Source organism: Streptomyces sp. NPDC060002 (assembly GCF_042737245.1).
Classification (GTDB): domain Bacteria; phylum Actinomycetota; class Actinomycetes; order Streptomycetales; family Streptomycetaceae; genus Streptomyces.
Map to the genome: position 1 here is coordinate 43,266 of NZ_JBHWUW010000004.1, position 14,690 is coordinate 57,955.

23 protein-coding genes and 1 pseudogene are annotated in these 14,690 nt (G+C 70.1%); 5 read left to right on the top strand and 19 right to left on the bottom strand.

The window, feature by feature from the left end:
* Positions 1–7 precede the first annotated feature (7 nt).
* The 4 genes from ACFWBD_RS05460 to ACFWBD_RS05475 all read left to right on the top strand — a co-directional run bounded on the left by ACFWBD_RS05460 (position 8) and on the right by ACFWBD_RS05475 (position 1,876).
* Positions 8–160 carry a hypothetical protein gene (locus tag ACFWBD_RS05460; protein ID WP_385663000.1) on the top strand — a complete coding sequence of 51 codons (153 nt, stop codon included), beginning with the start codon at positions 8–10 and terminating at the stop codon, positions 158–160.
* Complete coding sequence (locus tag ACFWBD_RS05465; protein ID WP_385663002.1) at positions 153–941, top strand: hypothetical protein; 789 nt, start codon at positions 153–155, stop codon at positions 939–941. The genes ACFWBD_RS05460 and ACFWBD_RS05465 overlap by 8 nt, the downstream gene beginning before the upstream one ends.
* Before the next feature lie 301 nt (positions 942–1,242).
* Positions 1,243–1,620 (top strand): hypothetical protein, encoded by a 378-nt coding sequence (locus ACFWBD_RS05470; protein ID WP_385663005.1) that lies wholly within the window; start codon positions 1,243–1,245, stop codon positions 1,618–1,620.
* On the top strand, positions 1,607–1,876 hold the full coding sequence (locus ACFWBD_RS05475) for a hypothetical protein (protein WP_385663008.1): 270 nt from the start codon (positions 1,607–1,609) through the stop codon (positions 1,874–1,876). The genes ACFWBD_RS05470 and ACFWBD_RS05475 overlap by 14 nt, the downstream gene beginning before the upstream one ends.
* Before the next feature lie 148 nt (positions 1,877–2,024).
* Here ACFWBD_RS05475 and ACFWBD_RS05480 read toward each other — a convergent pair whose 3' ends face one another.
* From ACFWBD_RS05480 to ACFWBD_RS05570, 19 genes and pseudogenes are all read right to left on the bottom strand, one after another.
* Positions 2,025–4,157, bottom strand: a complete 2,133-nt coding sequence (locus tag ACFWBD_RS05480; protein WP_385663010.1) for a cell division protein FtsK — start codon at positions 4,155–4,157, stop codon at positions 2,025–2,027.
* Positions 4,158–4,251: 94 nt separating this feature from the next.
* Positions 4,252–4,446 (bottom strand): DUF6257 family protein, encoded by a 195-nt coding sequence (locus ACFWBD_RS05485; protein WP_385663013.1) that lies wholly within the window; start codon positions 4,444–4,446, stop codon positions 4,252–4,254.
* A gap of 36 nt (positions 4,447–4,482) precedes the next feature.
* Positions 4,483–4,662 carry a hypothetical protein gene (locus ACFWBD_RS05490; protein ID WP_385663016.1) on the bottom strand — a complete coding sequence of 60 codons (180 nt, stop codon included), beginning with the start codon at positions 4,660–4,662 and terminating at the stop codon, positions 4,483–4,485.
* Between the two features lie 101 nt (positions 4,663–4,763).
* Positions 4,764–5,081, bottom strand: a complete 318-nt coding sequence (locus ACFWBD_RS05495) for a hypothetical protein (protein WP_385663019.1) — start codon at positions 5,079–5,081, stop codon at positions 4,764–4,766.
* Positions 5,078–5,824, bottom strand: coding sequence for a DUF2637 domain-containing protein (locus ACFWBD_RS05500; protein ID WP_385663022.1), 747 nt, complete (start codon positions 5,822–5,824; stop codon positions 5,078–5,080). Before ACFWBD_RS05500 ends, ACFWBD_RS05495 begins: the two co-directional genes overlap by 4 nt.
* The gene (locus ACFWBD_RS05505; RefSeq protein WP_385663025.1) at positions 5,821–6,000 is read right to left on the bottom strand and encodes a hypothetical protein; all 180 of its coding nucleotides are present in this window, start codon (positions 5,998–6,000) and stop codon (positions 5,821–5,823) included. Before ACFWBD_RS05505 ends, ACFWBD_RS05500 begins: the two co-directional genes overlap by 4 nt.
* Positions 6,000–6,200 (bottom strand): hypothetical protein, encoded by a 201-nt coding sequence (locus ACFWBD_RS05510; RefSeq protein ID WP_385663027.1) that lies wholly within the window; start codon positions 6,198–6,200, stop codon positions 6,000–6,002. Before ACFWBD_RS05510 ends, ACFWBD_RS05505 begins: the two co-directional genes overlap by 1 nt.
* A complete protein-coding gene (locus ACFWBD_RS05515) occupies positions 6,197–6,562 on the bottom strand; it encodes a DUF6907 domain-containing protein (RefSeq protein WP_385663030.1) in 366 nt (121 codons plus the stop codon). Before ACFWBD_RS05515 ends, ACFWBD_RS05510 begins: the two co-directional genes overlap by 4 nt.
* A complete protein-coding gene (locus ACFWBD_RS05520; protein WP_385663032.1) occupies positions 6,559–6,996 on the bottom strand; it encodes a hypothetical protein in 438 nt (145 codons plus the stop codon). The genes ACFWBD_RS05515 and ACFWBD_RS05520 overlap by 4 nt, the downstream gene beginning before the upstream one ends.
* A 115-nt stretch (positions 6,997–7,111) precedes the next feature.
* Entirely contained in the window at positions 7,112–7,630 is a 519-nt protein-coding gene (locus tag ACFWBD_RS05525) for a DUF6907 domain-containing protein (RefSeq protein WP_385663034.1), read from the bottom strand.
* Positions 7,631–8,247: 617 nt separating this feature from the next.
* Positions 8,248–9,372 (bottom strand): annotated as a pseudogene (locus ACFWBD_RS05530) (tyrosine-type recombinase/integrase).
* On the bottom strand, positions 9,372–9,584 hold the full coding sequence (locus ACFWBD_RS05535; protein ID WP_385663037.1) for an excisionase family DNA-binding protein: 213 nt from the start codon (positions 9,582–9,584) through the stop codon (positions 9,372–9,374). The pseudogene ACFWBD_RS05530 and the gene ACFWBD_RS05535 overlap by 1 nt, the downstream one beginning before the upstream one ends.
* Positions 9,577–10,863, bottom strand: a complete 1,287-nt coding sequence (locus ACFWBD_RS05540) for a replication initiator (RefSeq protein WP_385663580.1) — start codon at positions 10,861–10,863, stop codon at positions 9,577–9,579. The genes ACFWBD_RS05535 and ACFWBD_RS05540 overlap by 8 nt, the downstream gene beginning before the upstream one ends.
* A gap of 159 nt (positions 10,864–11,022) precedes the next feature.
* The gene (locus ACFWBD_RS05545; protein WP_385663040.1) at positions 11,023–11,274 is read right to left on the bottom strand and encodes a SpdD protein; all 252 of its coding nucleotides are present in this window, start codon (positions 11,272–11,274) and stop codon (positions 11,023–11,025) included.
* A gap of 25 nt (positions 11,275–11,299) precedes the next feature.
* A complete protein-coding gene (locus ACFWBD_RS05550; RefSeq protein ID WP_385663042.1) occupies positions 11,300–11,494 on the bottom strand; it encodes a hypothetical protein in 195 nt (64 codons plus the stop codon).
* A gap of 16 nt (positions 11,495–11,510) precedes the next feature.
* A complete protein-coding gene (locus ACFWBD_RS05555) occupies positions 11,511–11,702 on the bottom strand; it encodes a mobile element transfer protein (RefSeq protein WP_385663045.1) in 192 nt (63 codons plus the stop codon).
* A gap of 11 nt (positions 11,703–11,713) precedes the next feature.
* Positions 11,714–12,340, bottom strand: coding sequence for a DUF2637 domain-containing protein (locus ACFWBD_RS05560; RefSeq protein ID WP_385663048.1), 627 nt, complete (start codon positions 12,338–12,340; stop codon positions 11,714–11,716).
* A gap of 54 nt (positions 12,341–12,394) precedes the next feature.
* Positions 12,395–13,795: an FtsK/SpoIIIE domain-containing protein gene (locus ACFWBD_RS05565; protein ID WP_385663051.1), complete on the bottom strand. Its 1,401-nt coding sequence runs from the start codon at positions 13,793–13,795 to the stop codon at positions 12,395–12,397.
* Positions 13,795–14,109, bottom strand: coding sequence for a hypothetical protein (locus tag ACFWBD_RS05570; protein WP_385663583.1), 315 nt, complete (start codon positions 14,107–14,109; stop codon positions 13,795–13,797). The genes ACFWBD_RS05565 and ACFWBD_RS05570 overlap by 1 nt, the downstream gene beginning before the upstream one ends.
* A 214-nt stretch (positions 14,110–14,323) precedes the next feature.
* Between ACFWBD_RS05570 and ACFWBD_RS05575 the strand changes: the two genes are divergently transcribed.
* On the top strand, positions 14,324–14,665 hold the full coding sequence (locus tag ACFWBD_RS05575) for a hypothetical protein (RefSeq protein WP_385663054.1): 342 nt from the start codon (positions 14,324–14,326) through the stop codon (positions 14,663–14,665).
* The last annotated feature ends 25 nt before the right edge of the window (positions 14,666–14,690 follow it).

The following is a 14,690-nucleotide window of genomic DNA, read 5'->3' on the forward strand; positions in this document are numbered from 1 at the left end:
GAACCCCATGCCCGACAAGCCCGAGACCAACGGCCAGCTGATGAGCCGGCTCATCCGCGAGACGCCCATCAAGAACCAGCGCCAGGCCATGACTGACCGCATCCGGCGCGACTGGAAGAACCCCGCCCCCAAACCCCAGAAGGAGAACGACCGTGGCTGAACACCTCCCCTGCCCGCCCCTCTTCGACGGCTGCGACGCCGGGCACTACACGCTCCCCGACGACGTCCTCAAGGCCCGCGACACCCACGTCAAGGCCGACGCCATGCCCTACCCCAAGCCGCCCCGCAACAGCTGGGAGACCGTCGCCGACACCGCCCAGGCCACCGCCGACGCGCTGCGCGACGGCACCGAACTCCCCGACGTCGACCGCATTGAGCAGGCCCGCCGCGACGAGCGCATCTACCAGGACGCCCTCGACATGATGGCCGCCGTACTGGACACCACCAGCAGGCGAGTCCGGGAAGCACTCAGCGCCCACGCCCTCGACATCCTCACCGGGCACCTGCGGCCCGTCCTCGACGAGACCTGGAAGACGTACCAGGACGCGTACCGCGTACTGACCGAGCACGGCGAGCACGAGCCGCGGCGCCTGCTCAACGCGCCCGCCAAGGTGCGCAAGGCCTCCGACACCTGCGACCTCATGGCCGGCCGCTACGAGGCGCTCGTCGCCGCACGCTTGAGCCTGTGGGTGGCGCTGCACATCCGGTGCGAGGACGACCCCAGCGGCAAGTACACGTTCATCCGCAACTACCACGAGCTGCACCCGACGCGCTGGCTCACCGCCCGCACGCCATGGCACGGGCTGACCACGCGCCAGTTCCTCGACTACATGGCCTCGCACGCGGGACGCCTGTGGATGCCGACGCCCGAAGAGCAGGCGAAGGCGGTGCAGGCCGAGGCCGACCTCGGCAACCCGATGAAGCGAGCAGCCGGCTTCTGACCCCCAGACCGGCGTCAAAGCCACCCGAGGCGGGCGCAGTAGGCCTACCTGCCGAAGGAGCCATGGCCGGAGAGCGAGTCTTCTCCTTTCCCTCGCAGCGACCCGGCCAGCGCCACAGCCGGCCCGCACGCTCACCGAGCGGCGCGGGCCGGCTTCACCCAGCGTCACCACGACCGATGATCACCCAGGGGGGTGCCTCCGATCCAAGATCCGCCAGGGACCGCCGGGGAGGTGGCTCCGGCCACGAGCATTGCTCGACTGATCGTTTTTGACCTTGATAGGCACAGAGAGTGAGGTAGCCATGGAGGCACTGGAGCCCCCTGAGGGCCTGGCCGACGCTGGCCGCGCCCTGTGGCTGGAGGTGGTCGGCGAGTACGAGCTGGCCCCCGCCGAGCTGGCCCTGTTCGCGCAGGCCTGCCGGACGATGGACGAGGTGGAGGCCATCAGCGCGGCCATCGCCGCGGGTCCGGTGGTCGTGCCGGGGAGCACCGGGCAGCCGAGGGTGTCGGGCCTGTTCGCCGAGGCGCGCGCCCACCGCCTGGTGCTGGGCAAGCTGCTCGAGCAGCTGGCGCTTCCGGCCGAGGGCGAGGACGTGGGGAAGACGCCGAACCAGCTGCGGGCCTCGAAGGCCGCGGAGGTGCGCTGGTCGATGGAGAGGCAGCGCCGTGGCACGGCGTAGGCGGCCGGCGGCGCCGCCGACGGTGATGGAGCCCCCTGAGTGGCTGTGGGCGTTCCCCACACGGCGCTGGGTGGCGGAGCACGACGGCCAGGCGGAGGGGCGGTACGAGGCGGCCATGCAGTGGCATGAGCGCTGCCGGAAGTGGCTCGACGAGCGCGGCCTGGTGATGTGGGGTCATTCCTCGGTGGCGTGGCACGAGTTCCAGCGCATCCGCCGCGAGGAGCCGCACCGCATCCTGCGCCACCCGGAGGGTTGAGGGAGGGACGCAAAAGAGGGGACCCCGAAGGCCCGGATGCAGGCCTTCGAGGTCCCCTCGTCTTGTGCCTCCCTCGCCTCCCTCGATCCCTGTTTGTGCAGGTGGGAGCGAGGGAGGCGGTACAGGGAGTTGATCAGGGAGAAGTCCCTCAGATCTCGCCGTCTCCCTCCTCGTCGACGTCCTCGGCCAGCCGCTCGAGGATGGCGTCCCGGACGCGGTCGCCGGCGACGACCATGCGGCCGTCGGACTTGTACTGCTGCGCCCCATAGGGCTCGAGCGCCTTCTTCAGGTCGGCCGGCCCCCACGTGCGGTAGGCGTCCGGCTTGAGCTCGGCGAGACGGTGCAGCACTTCCTGCACTCCGACGCGCGGCTGGTCGCCGAGGACCGTGCAGGTGTCGGCCAGCGGGTCCGGCGGCTCGAACGTGGGCACCTCGAATACGCCCGCGTCGTTCTTGTAGGCCTTCATGGCCCGCTCGACGACCGGGGTGACCTCGTCGATGCCCTTCTCGGGGTCGCGCTCGATGTAGTGCGCCCGGATCACCTCGAACGGCTTGTTGGTGAACCCGTAGGTGACCGCGGTGCCGACGTCCTGGCCGGGCACCAGCTCGGTCGCCCGGATGCCGGCCTTGTACTTGCCCGAGCCGAGCAGTCCGTCGTTGGCGACCTGGTCGCCGACCGCGAACGCCACCCGGTGGGAGGTGTTGCGGGTGACGTCCCGCGGGATGCTGTCCGCGGTCGGGGAGACGGTGACCCAGATGAGGGTGATGCCCACCTTGCGGGCCTTCTTCATCACGCGGATGGCCAGCTCGGCGGCCTCCTTGCCGTACTCCTTGTTCATGAACAGCTCGTGGCACTCGTCGAAGACGACGACCTTGGGACGCATCCGCGCGTCCTTCAGGGCCAGTTCGCGGGTGAGCTTGGTCGACTCGCCGCCGAGCTCCTCGAGCAGCTTGCCGCGCTCGGTGACCTCGGCGGCCAGGCCGCGCAGCGCGTCGAGGGCGGCGCGCAGCTGCTCGGGGTCGTCGCCCTTGACCAGCGTGCGCAGGCGCGGGCGCAGCGGGTCGTAGTCGACGTTCGCGGCCATGACGTACACCTCGGCGATGACCAGCGGGTCGAGGATCGCGCCGAGCAGCAGGGCGACGACGATGGACGTCTTGCCCGAGCCCATGATCCCGCCGACGATCCAGTTCGCCGCCATGAGCTTGCCGATGATCTGGTCCCCGCGCTGCGACACGGCGACGGGCACGCCCTTGAAGTAGTCGGTGGTGCCCTCGGTGAGCAGCGGCCACGGCGGCACCACACCGTTCAGGGAGCCCTGGTCGGCGACCCAAAGGTCGAGGATGCCGGGCTGGTTGGGCGGCTCCGTCGGCCACGTCTCGACCGGCTTGCGCATGAGGTTGTGCGCGAGGACGTTCTTCTTGGCGTTGACCATCTCGACGGTGACGCCGAGCGGCAGCTGAACCTGTGTGTGGTAGCCGTTGCCGAGCCTGGTCGTGGGCTGCACCCAACGGGGCTGCCAGCCTGCCTTGATGGCCTTGTTCAGCGGGGCGATGCCGAGGTTGCCGAGCGCCCGCAGGATGGCGCCCTCATCGGGGATCACCCCGCCCTCGTCGCCGCCGGCGGGCAGTGCCCACGTCGGCGCCGTGCGCTGGCTGCGGCCGACCGCCCACACGGTGCCCAGCGCGAGCCAGGGCAGGGCGAACAGCAGCGGATCCCAGATGACGGAGGCGATCCATGCGACCCATGCGATGAAGCCGACGACCGCCTGCGCCGGGACGAGGACGTCGTGCACGTCGTGGCTGTTCCAGGCGAGGAGAAGGCCGAGGAGGAGGAACAGGGCCGAGCCGCCCGCCGCGCCCGCGGCGACCGCCTTCGGGGCGTTCAGTGCCATCTGTAGCAGCTCCATGCGCCGCTTCTGGCGGGCCTGGCGGTAGGCGTGGCCGCGCTGCTCCCACTCGCGCACGAGTTCCTCGTTCCCGCCGGCCTCGGCGATGCGCATCATCCGCTCGTACCGGGCCGCGGTCCGCGAGTCCCAGGCCCGCTTGGTGAGGATGCGGGTGCCGCCCCACAGGTAGGAGCCGTGCCGGACGACGACCCGGTAGCCGTTGTGCTCGCGGGCCTCGACGACGACCCGGCGCAGCGAGTCGATACGTACCCGGCGGCGGGCGCGCGGCTCGGCCGGCGGGGTTTTTCGCGGCGCCGCGACTTCGGGGGCGAACTTCAGGAGCGAGACCTTCGGCTTGACGTGCCCGTTGACCCGCTCGGGGATCGTGTCCGTCATGCTGGTGCCTCCGGATTTCGTTTCGTATTTCGTTGCGGGATCGGGCCCGGGGCGGCCGTCTGCTGCCAGGCGATCCGGCCGCCCCGGGGTGGAGCTACTTGCCCTTGGCGATGCGCTTGCGGGCCTGGTTCTCGATTCGCTCGATGCGCGCCTTGAGGTCGCTGGTGTCGACGCGGTCCGTGCCGTCGTCGGCGAGGCCGCGCTTCGCCATCCGGACTGTGAGGGCGGCGATGCGGACCTTCTCGCCGGCCGTGAAGTCGCTGAACGCGAGGTCGTTGTTCCTGGCCATGGCGGTGTCCTCTCGGGTTGGGTGCGTCGGCCGGGGCTAGATCTCGCCGCGGCGCTGCAGCTCGCGGGCGATGTCGTTCTGGTCTGCGATGGCCCCTACGGAATTCGCTCCGAGGTCTCGCTCCCGGCTGATCAGCCTGTACTCGTTCCGAAGGTCGTCGCTGGTGCGGTTCTTGGTCTCGGCGGCGGCGGGGGAAGGGCTCGTGCGGATTCGCATGTTGTTCTCCTCTGGGTGACGGGCCGGGCTGTCCGGCCCCACCGCGCCCCTACGGTCAACGTCGCTTTTACCGAGGTTGGCCGCAGGAGACGGAAGGGCTGTCAGCGGCCTTTCTGGTAGTCGGCGAGCATGGACTTGAGGACGAGCAGGCAGACCGTCGCGCAGACGGCGCCGACCGCGACGGCGACCGCGAGGACCGCGGCGGCCATAGCGAGGAAAGACAGAGCGACCGCCCCGCCGATGCCGGCCGCGACGTACAGGCCGACGGGCCTCTGTGTTGCCTGCCGAGCAACCGGGGTCTGCGGCTGCGGGGTGACCACCTGCTGCGCGGCGAGGACGGCGACGATCTGCTTGACCATCTCCGTGTTGTCTGCGGCCTCGACGGCGTCGCGGGCTGCCTTGTCGATGGCGTCGCTCATGACCGCTCCCCCACCACTTCGCGGCGCAGGTCGGTCGCATCGCGGCGCGACAGCCCGAGCTCGTCCTGAAGCGTCTTGATGGTCACCGGCCTCGACGTTGAGGTGACCGCCTGCCGGTGCAGGCTGCGCGCCTTCCTGCGCAGCTCGGACGGCGTGAGCGTGACGACCTCGGTGACCACCTGGCGGTGCTGCTCAGCAGGTACCGCGGCGGTCACCTCGCCGGGCGTCCAGTCGTGCCACAGCGGCGACCTCGCGGGCACCTCGATGACCGGCTCACTGACCACCGGGGCGAGCTCGGCAACCGTGGCGAGCTCGCAACGGTTAGCGGTCACCTCGGCGTGCCCGGTGAGGGCCTGGTGGACCTGCCGCATGAGCGCGCCGAAGGCGAGCAGGGCGGCCGTCGGCGGCACCGCGGCCACCACGTAGTCGAGGAGCTCGGCCTGCCCGCCGACGCCGGCCACGTTCAGGGCGATCGAACCGCCCGAACCGGCGGCCGTCAGGCAGATCGCCCACCAGTCGACGCGGTGCAGCATCGCAGCCCGCAGCCACATCAGCTCGCCCGCCATGATGAACAGATCCAGGCAGGCCGGCCACGCCCACGCCCGGACCTCCTTGCCGCGCATCCCGTGCGCCAGGGCGACCTCGGCGAGATGCGCATACGACAGCCAGAACGCGGCGGCCGTCAGCGCGATGATGACCAGCCCGGCAGCGATGGCCAGGGCACGAGTCGGGTTCAGGTTCACCGCTCCCCCTCCGGGTCGAGCATGTCCAGCAGGTCTTCCAGAGCTGCTTCCATGCGGCCCATCGCGCGGGCCATCGCCATCGAGTCGGCCATGTCCGTCTCGCGCGAGACGACCAGCGCCTCGCGGCCGTACTTGATGCCGATCCGGTCCGAGTTGGTCAGTTCGCAGCGGGCCATCACTCGCCCACCTCCTTCGGGGCGGCGGCGCGCACGACACGGTGCGCGGCCAAGCAGATGCCCTCACGGTCACGGCGCTCGCTCGCGTCCAGCAGCGCGGCCATCAGGGCGGGGACGGAAGGGAGGGGCCGGGCCGACCGGCACACCGCACGCAAGGCGGCATGCTCGGTCGGCCGGCGGATCGGCCAGCGGGAACTCACGTGATCTCACCCCGCAGGCGGATCGCCTCGGTGGCGACCTGGTCCAGGCGCTTGATGCAGTCGGCGAGGCCCTGGATGACGTGCGGCACGTCCTCGGCGGCGAAGTCATGCTCGACGTCCAGGACGACGGAGACGATCGGCACGAGCTCACGGAACGGCGCCCACGAGATACGGGCCGCCATCATCGGAAGCCAGCCGTGCCGGTCGGTGTCCGCGCCGGCCTTCACCCGCACGCTGTTGTGCGTGATGTCGTCGCGGAACGTCAGCCCGCCCAGCTCGGCACCGTGGCCGATGCACCAGGACGGCTCGGGGAGCTCGACGGCCCCGTGGTCGATCGTGTCGAGCGTGATGGTCCGGGTCACCGGGCCACCTCCGGGTAGGCGCGCTCGATGGCGGCCTCGATGTCCTGCATGCGCTGGCGGGCGGCCGGCGCGAACGAGGTCGGCCAGCCTTCGGAGATCAGCGTGTCGATCTCGACGATCCCGCAGGTCGCGAAGTACGCCTCGACCTCCTGGCGCACCTCCTCGACCGACAGCTGCGCCGGGTCGACGGTCCCCAGGTTCGTGACGCCGATCGTCAGGGCCGTGACGAGCTGCTCGCGGGACATGGCGATCGCCACGCGCACGACCACGTGCGCGGTGATCCCCTCGTCCTCGAACACCTCCGACGGCCCGTAGGCGGGCAACTGCGCCGTGGCCGACTCCTCGCCGCGCTCGGCGGCCAGGAAGGCGGTCACCTCCGGGAAGTGGCGCTCGACGAAGCGGCGCGCCCTCTGCTCCTCGTTGTCGTCGCTCATGCGGCACGCCCCTTACGACGGGCCTGGCGGTTGAGGCGGCGCACCGTCTGCGCGGTGAGAGCGTCCAGCAGGCCCGGCCGGCGGTCGGCGGGCACGTTGCGGTTACGGCGCGGCATCAGAGCGCACCACCCGTCGACACGTTGGCCTGGCGGGCACGCTGCGCGAGGTGCCGCAGCTGCGCGGCCATCGCGATGAGGTCGTCGGCCGTCTTGTCGGCCATCTCCGGGGTGAGGAACACCTGCGTCGTCTCGTCGTCCATCAGGACGTGCGCGGCCCGCAGTCGCGGGTCGGCGGCCACCGGGTCCGAGTGCAGGCGGGCGTCCAGCGCGAGCATGCGCTCACCGGGCCGGGTGATGCAGTCGCTGTCCCAGTTGGCGGAGTCGTCGCCCCAGTGGTCGATGTCCTCGGCGTGCTGCACCCAGTCCTTGATGTGGTCCTGCGTGCACCACAGCGGGCACTCGACGTAGACGATGACCTGCCCGTCGGCCGGCTTGCCCAGCGCGGCCGGTACGAAGCGGGAACCCGGTCGGGGCGTCGGCAGCGGGTAGGCGCGGCCAGCGGCCGGCTGCTGCGGGATCGCGGGGAGGCTGCCGGACAGAGCGGCGGTGTGCTGGCTGATGGCAGACTGTGCCATAGCGGTCTCCTGGTGAGTCAGGTGATCCGTCAGGCCCCTTCACGGTGTTAGCGCACCGGGTTGGGGCCGCTCTGCGTTCTGCTGAGCTGTCACCGACACTAGCACTCAAGTATCCATAATGAATACCCCTCGAAGGAAAGTAACTATGAGGTTGAGGAAGCTCCCGTACACATGCCGTACACATGGGCACGGGATAGTCCGGGACAGCATGGGATAGTCCGAGACCTCAAACGCGCAGGTCAGAAGGACGTCGATCTATCTACGCTGACCAGGGGAGTTCCCGTAACGGACTCCTAAAGCGGGTGTCGCAGGTTCGAATCCTGCCGGGGGCACAGAAAAAGGGCCAGCTCAGGAGGGTTTCCTCCCAGGCTGGCCCTTCGTCTTGTTCGGGGTCGTGCCACACGCGTGCCACTCATGCCACACAGATGCCACATCCCCTGGGTAGAGGGTCGGTGTCCCTCACTGTTGGATATGGACATGTCGAAGAGCGATGACTACGCGAGAACCAGTTGGCGACTGACCATATGGGGCTGCCTTGCCGGGTTGGCCGTGGCGTTGGCCATCCCGATGTACATGGTGGTGGTCGTGTTCCTGGCCGTGATGCGGACCCCCTGAAGCTATTGGCCGCCCAGTTGCCCATCCCGGCGGATCATGGCCCCGAGACGATCCGCGATGGCCCGGTCACGGTCGCTGGTCATGCGCTGATAGATCAGGGCGGCGCGCGAGCTGCTGTGGCCCATGCGGGTCATCAGCTCACGAGTGCTGGCGCCGGCGGTCGAGGCCAGGGTGTTGCCGGTGTGGCGGAGATCGTGAAAGTGAAGTTCCGACGTGACTCCCGCGGCCTTCCTGGCCGACACCCAGTCGTCGCGGAAGTTGCTCCGCCGGAGCTGACCGCCCTGGGGACCGACGAAGACATGCCCGTCGCGGCCGGGGGCGGCGAACTGTTCCAGGTGGCGCGTCACGTCGTCGAGCAGCTCGGCGGGGAACGAGATGGCACGTACCCCAGCAGCGGACTTCGGCGCTTTGTCGAAGAGACGGCCGTCCTGCAACTCGGCCTGAGAACGATGGACACTGACGGTCAGTCCCTCCAAGTCGATGTCCCGGCGACGGAGGGCGGCAAGTTCACCGAAGCGCAGAGTGGTGAACGCGGCCAAGGGGACGAGCAGCCGGTAGCGCGGCGCAATGGCGACGGCGAAGACCTCGGCGACCGACAGGACCGGCCGCTCGGGCACGTCATAGCGATCGGCGCCCTTGATGCGGCACGGGTTGCGCCGGATCAGTTCGTCGTCCACGGCCGTGTTCATCAGAGCCCGCAGCAGTTGGTACGCCTTGACCACCGTCGGCTCACCGACGCCGGCCGCGAGGAGCTTTCCCCGCCAGCTCCGCACACGAGCCGTCGTCACGTCAGCCATGGTCCCGGCACCGAAGGTGGGAAGGATGTGCAGCCGCATGACGGACTCAGACCGCTCACGGGTGCGGTCGGCAAGATTCCGGTCCCGCAGCCATGCCGTGGCGTACTCCGCGAAGTTCACCGAGGCGGCGTCCGGGTCCGATCACTGGCCGCGCGTGATGTCGGCCTCGATCTGGGCGAGGGCGACTTGGGCGTCGCTCTTGGTGGGATAAGTCTTCTCGGCCGGGCGAAGTAGCCCCGTCTCGGGATCGCGGTAGCGGACTTGCCAGCGACCGGACTTGAGCTGTCGGACCGACCCGAAGCTTCTGCGCTGCCCCTTCTTGTTGGCCATCAGGCAGCCCTCCGCAGCGAGCCTCGCCGGTGGCCGATCGGCTGCACCGTGTGGGCGTCGATGAAGGCACTCAGCTCACGCTCCGGGATGCGGACGTGACGGCCGACCTTGACGAACGTGATGCGCCGCTCGGCGATCAGGCGACGCGGGAAGCGCTCCGTGGTGCCGAGGAGTTCGGCGACCTGCGCCACGGTGAGATAGCGGTCAGCCACGGGTGGGTTCTCCTTCCGTTCCGGGGGCGGGTTCGAGGGATGCGGCGAGCCAGGCTTCGGCGTCGGAGAGGCCGGTACCGGCGAAGACCCAGTGCGCGAGGACGTAGGTCGTCTCGGGTCCCGTGTCGGGGGCGTTGGCTGCGGCTTGTGCGCGTCGCCACTCGGCGCGGGCGTCGCGGAGTGCGCCGAGGGTGGTGGAGTAGCGGCGGGACTTGGTGGAGAAGTGGCCGCGGAAGCCGAGCATGTGGGCCCAGGCCCGCAGGCGGAGGTCTTCCAGGTCCTTGCGTGCGCCGAGGGCCCAGGCGGTTCGGATCAGGCGGCGGGCGTGCTCGCTGATGTCGAGCTGGGCGAGTTCGGCGACGAACTTGAGCGGTCGGTCGAGAGCTCCCGTTGCGGTCTCCGCGCCCTTGGTGGCGTACTTGGCGATGTAGGCGGCGACGGCGCGTTCGGTGAGCTCCTGGCCGTCGTTGAAGTCGGCGGATCGGATGGTGCGGACGTCGAGTTGGCGGCCGAAGGCGAACTCGTGGGCGCGGCCGTCGATGGTCGGGCCGTCGACACGGACCTTGGACGCGGCAGCCCCGATGGCATCGGTCAGCAGCTCGGCGGTGGCCCACGTCGGAGGCGGAGTCTCGCCGCCGCCGGGGCCGTCGATGCGTATGACCGCGTGGAAGTGGACTGCGCCGCGCTTCTGGTACTCGGCGACCTTGGCGAAGGAGACGCGTGCATGGTCGCGGAGCTCCCGCTGTGACAGGCCAGCGCGCTTGCCGACCTCCCGGCGCAGGTACGTCGAGAAGCGGCGCCAGAGGGGACCGGCGTGAGCGTTCCAGAGGACGGCGGCTTCGTAGTCGTAGGTGTCCAGGTTGAGCGGGGTGCCGAGTTGCTCGTCCTCCTGGCCGTGCTGGGTGCCGCAGCGGCAGGGGCGGCCGTCGGTGCGGCGGTGGTAGACCGGGCCGAAGCCGGGGGCGGTGAAGGTGGCGAAGACGCGGGGGTGGGTGGCGACGTGTTCGGGGGTGCCCTTGCCGCCGCGTAGTCCGGCGGTGATCAGTTGGAAGGTGTCGCGGCGGTAGACCTCGGAGCAGGCCGGGCAGCGGGTCGTGCGGCGGTTGTTGCAGCGGACGAGGAGTTGGCCGGCCGGGAGGCCGCCCGAGTCGAGGTGGTGGAGGATGCGGCCGATCTCGCCGGTGGAGGTGTCGACGTCGTATTCGGTGCGGTGGCCGTCGAGGCGGATCGGGTGGGTGCAGCCGCCGAGGCCGGAGAGCTGGCGGAGGATACCGGGCAGGGTGCCGCCTGCGGCGAGGTTGCTGAGTTCCGGGAGAGGGGGCGGGGTGGAGCGGGCGAAGATGACGGTTCTCCTTCTGACGGGCACTTCGGGAGGGGTGGGCCGCCGGGGCGGCGGGTACGTGGCTGTGTCACGCCGCCCCGGAGGTCTGGCCGCAGGTCAGCGGCGGTGGTGGTCGCGGAGCAGGGAGCGCAGGACCACGGCGGCGACGGCGACCGAGATGGCCGTGACGGCGATGGCGGCCAGGAGCGCGGTGAGGACGACTCCGCCGACGAGGACGACCGCGACGGTCTTCTGATCGATGGAGACCGACGGGAGCGAGCGCCGGACCGTGACAGGGGCCAGGTCGGTCGGTGCGTGGCTGTGCGCGGGCGGCGGGGTGGGGTTGTCCGGGTACTTGGGCAGGAACACGGCGAAACCCTCCTTATCTACTCGTCTAGTCATGTAGGCCGTTTACGACGTCCACGCCGGACCGCGTGCCGGACTCGATGGCGGGGGCGAGGAAGGTGCGCGAGAGCCAGAAGCCGAAGAGGGTGATCAGGACGACGATCCAGACGCGGACGCCGAGGAACTTGACCGCCGCCCAGGCGAAGAAGCCGAGGACGACGACGAGCGGCAGGCTGACGGTCACGGGGTACGGGGTCCTTTCAGCGGACGGGGCAGCGGTGGGTGCGGGCGGCCAGCTCGGCGGCGGCGCGGCTGTCGTAGTCGGCGGAGAAGTTGCAGCGCGGGGTGGTGCAGGCGGCGGTGTGCTTCTCGCGGCCGCGGTGGTCGTAGGCGGTTCCGACCTGTACGAGGCCGATGCGGGTGACGTTGCGGAAGCGGCGGTTGGCGGTCATCAGAGCTCCCTTTAGGGGTGGGCGGCGATGGCTTCGGCCATGGGCGCCGGGACGCCGAGCCGGGCGCGCAGGGTCGTCACGTCCATGGGGATGCCGGTCCGGGTGTGGTGCTCGGCGGCGACCTTGCGGGCGTGGTCGATGAGGGCAGCCGGGACCGGGACGGCCGGGCGGTCCGGCGGGGCCTCGATGGCGGGTGGTGCCGGGGTAGGCGGCTCGGGGGCCGTTTCGGGCTCGCCCTCCTGGTCCTCGATCAGCTCGACGTCGTCGGCCAACTCGGGGCCGGAGTGGGCGAGGAGCGTTCCGCCGAGGAAGGCGACGGCGGGCCAGCCCGCGACGAGGATGCGCAGCCAGGCCGGGACGTTGCCGAGGTCGAGCAGGCCGGCCGTGGCGACGTTCACGCCCAGGGACGCGGCGAGCGCGATGACGAACCAGCACCAGGCCGCCCCCTTTGCGGAGCCGGAGCGCAGTCGACGCCAGGCGGCGACGAGCAGCAGGTCGACGGAGACGGGATAGGCCCAGGCCTTCCAGCCGTCCTGTCCGGCCACCACGGCGACGTCGTGAATGTGGGCGAACGACAGTGCGGCGGCGATGAGCGCCTGTACGAGCACCGCGTCGACGCGGGCCAGTTGGGCGCGCATGGTGGCTCCTTCCGGGTTCAGGCATGGGAGGGGTAGGGACGTGGCGCGAGGCGGTCACGCCGACCGTGGAAGCGGGGTGTCAGTCCGTGACGGGGCGCGCTGGACGACAGGGGCCGAGGTCTCGACAGGCGGTACGGGGACGTCGGGCCGGAAGGGCTTCAGCGCGGGCAGCTCGGGCACCAGGTGAGCCGTCTCCCAGCAGACGTCGGCGGCGTCGCCGAGGGAGAGGTACGGGGTGCGGATACGCGACCAGCCGCCGGAGGTGTCCCCCGCGACGGCGAGACCGGGACGCTCAGGGGCGATGGCGCAGGCGGCCAGCACCGCTTCCGGCGCGATGTCGCCGAGGGCCATCTTCGCGGAGGCTTCGTCATTGACGCGGTGGCAGACGCGGCCGGTCAACTGGGCCCGGAGCATGGTCGCGCCCTTGCCCAGCTCAGCGCCGAAGCGCTGCCCGCACACCTCCAGGTAGATACCGGCCGCGCGGCCGAGCTGGGCGAGGCGGATGAGCTGGGTGACCATCTCGTCGCGCCGTTCCTCGTCCTTGCGGGTGGCGGTCAGGAAGAGCTCTGCCACCTCGTCGACGAACAGGACGATGGGCACGGGCCGTTCGCTCTCGGGCAGACCCCAGATGTCGGAGGTGATCTCTTCGTCAGGGAGATCGGGGGCGATGCCTTGCCTGGCCTTGATCAGGTCGTATCGGTCCTCCATTTCCTTGATCAGGACGGGCAGCAGTTCGGCGGCTTCGTCGGGATCGGTGGCGAGGGCCGACAGACGCGGGGCGAACGGGGCGAGCTCGACCCCGCGCTTGCAGTCGATGCCGACGAGAGCGACGTTCTGACGGGCGAGTCCGGTGACCAGGTGCCGGAGGTACATGGACTTGCCCGACAGCGTCGCGCCGAGGGTGAGTTGGTGGGGAACAGTCCGGTAGTCGCGTACGAAGGGCATGGCGTCCTCCCGCAGTGCGACCGGCACTTTGAGGAAGCCGCCCTCGACCTTGTGGGGCATCCGTACCTTGCGCAGGACGTCGAAGCCGACGAGCCGCAGTTCGACGACACCCGGCTTGACGGTGGAGACGTACACGGCGTGGACGCCCCAGACATGCCGCAGCCGCTCGGCCGAGGCGGCGACGCCGGCCGGTTCCTGCCCCGGAGCGAGGCGGAGCCGGAGCCGTAAGCCGGTGGTGGTCGGCCGGATGATGCCCCCACGGGGAGGCACCGGCCGGACCTCACGGCGGGTGGTGGCTTTGACGGCGAGGATCCGCAGCCGGGAGGGGGCGACGGTCAGGCCGCACGCTTCCATGACCGAGGCGTACGAGCTGAGGAGGCGGACTGTCGATATCGGACCACCGACCGCCGACCAGTAGAGACCCGGGTGGTTGGCCCGGGCGTAGGCAGCCCCGCCGCCGAGCGCGGCGACAGGACCACCCACCTCCAGGAGCGTCGTCAGGTCGGACATCAGGCCGAGGCCCCCATGGCGGCCGGGAAGGCGGCCGGTGTGACGGCGGCGGCGCGGTAGGCGATGCCGTGACGCTGCTGCCCGTTGAACACGGACTCCCACGGCCGGGCGATGAGCCCCGGCAGCGAGACCGGCGCCCCAAGGTTCAGCCCCTCGGAGACACCGCCTTCCGGGACGGTGACCTTGATGAGCGAGGACTCCCCGTCCTCGATGTAGACGACGCCGATGGTCATCAGCGCCTCACCGCTGACGGCGTCTTTGGCGATCTCGCCGGTCTGACGGTCGCGGACCTTCGGCTCAGGGGCTTCCGTCAGGAGGACGGTCGCGGCGGAGGTCTCAACACGGACGCAAGGTTGCGTTCCTGTCTACTCGTCTATACGAGATGCGATCTGCGAACCCATTCCTCGGGCTCACGACGATCACCTTGCCACACGGCTTGCCCACTCGTCTATACGAGTAAGCGAGTTGGGGTGTACGAGTTCGAGAAGCGTGCCGGCCACTGTCAGACCCATCCGTCAGAATCCCGCCATGCTGATAGCGACAAACGCCAACGGCCTCGTGGTGAAGCGCCCCTCGAAGCCGGCCATCGGGACGATGCTCGCCAACTTGCAACGCGGCATGGAGCACATGGTGCTTGAGCGGCAGGAAGAGGACCTCACGGGAGACTGGTACATCCAGGTCCTGTTCCGCGCCAACAACACCTACCAGCTGGAGTACAGGGACGGCGTCCCTGCCGAGCACTACCAGACGCAGACCGTCTCGCAGGAGAAGGTGCGGGAGGCGCTCATCGGCTGGGCGACCGGCAAGCCGGACTGGCGCGAGGGCTTCATGTGGAGCAACGTCGGCGACATGTTCACGCCGGAGGCCTAGCACCCCACCGACACCGGTCACGCGA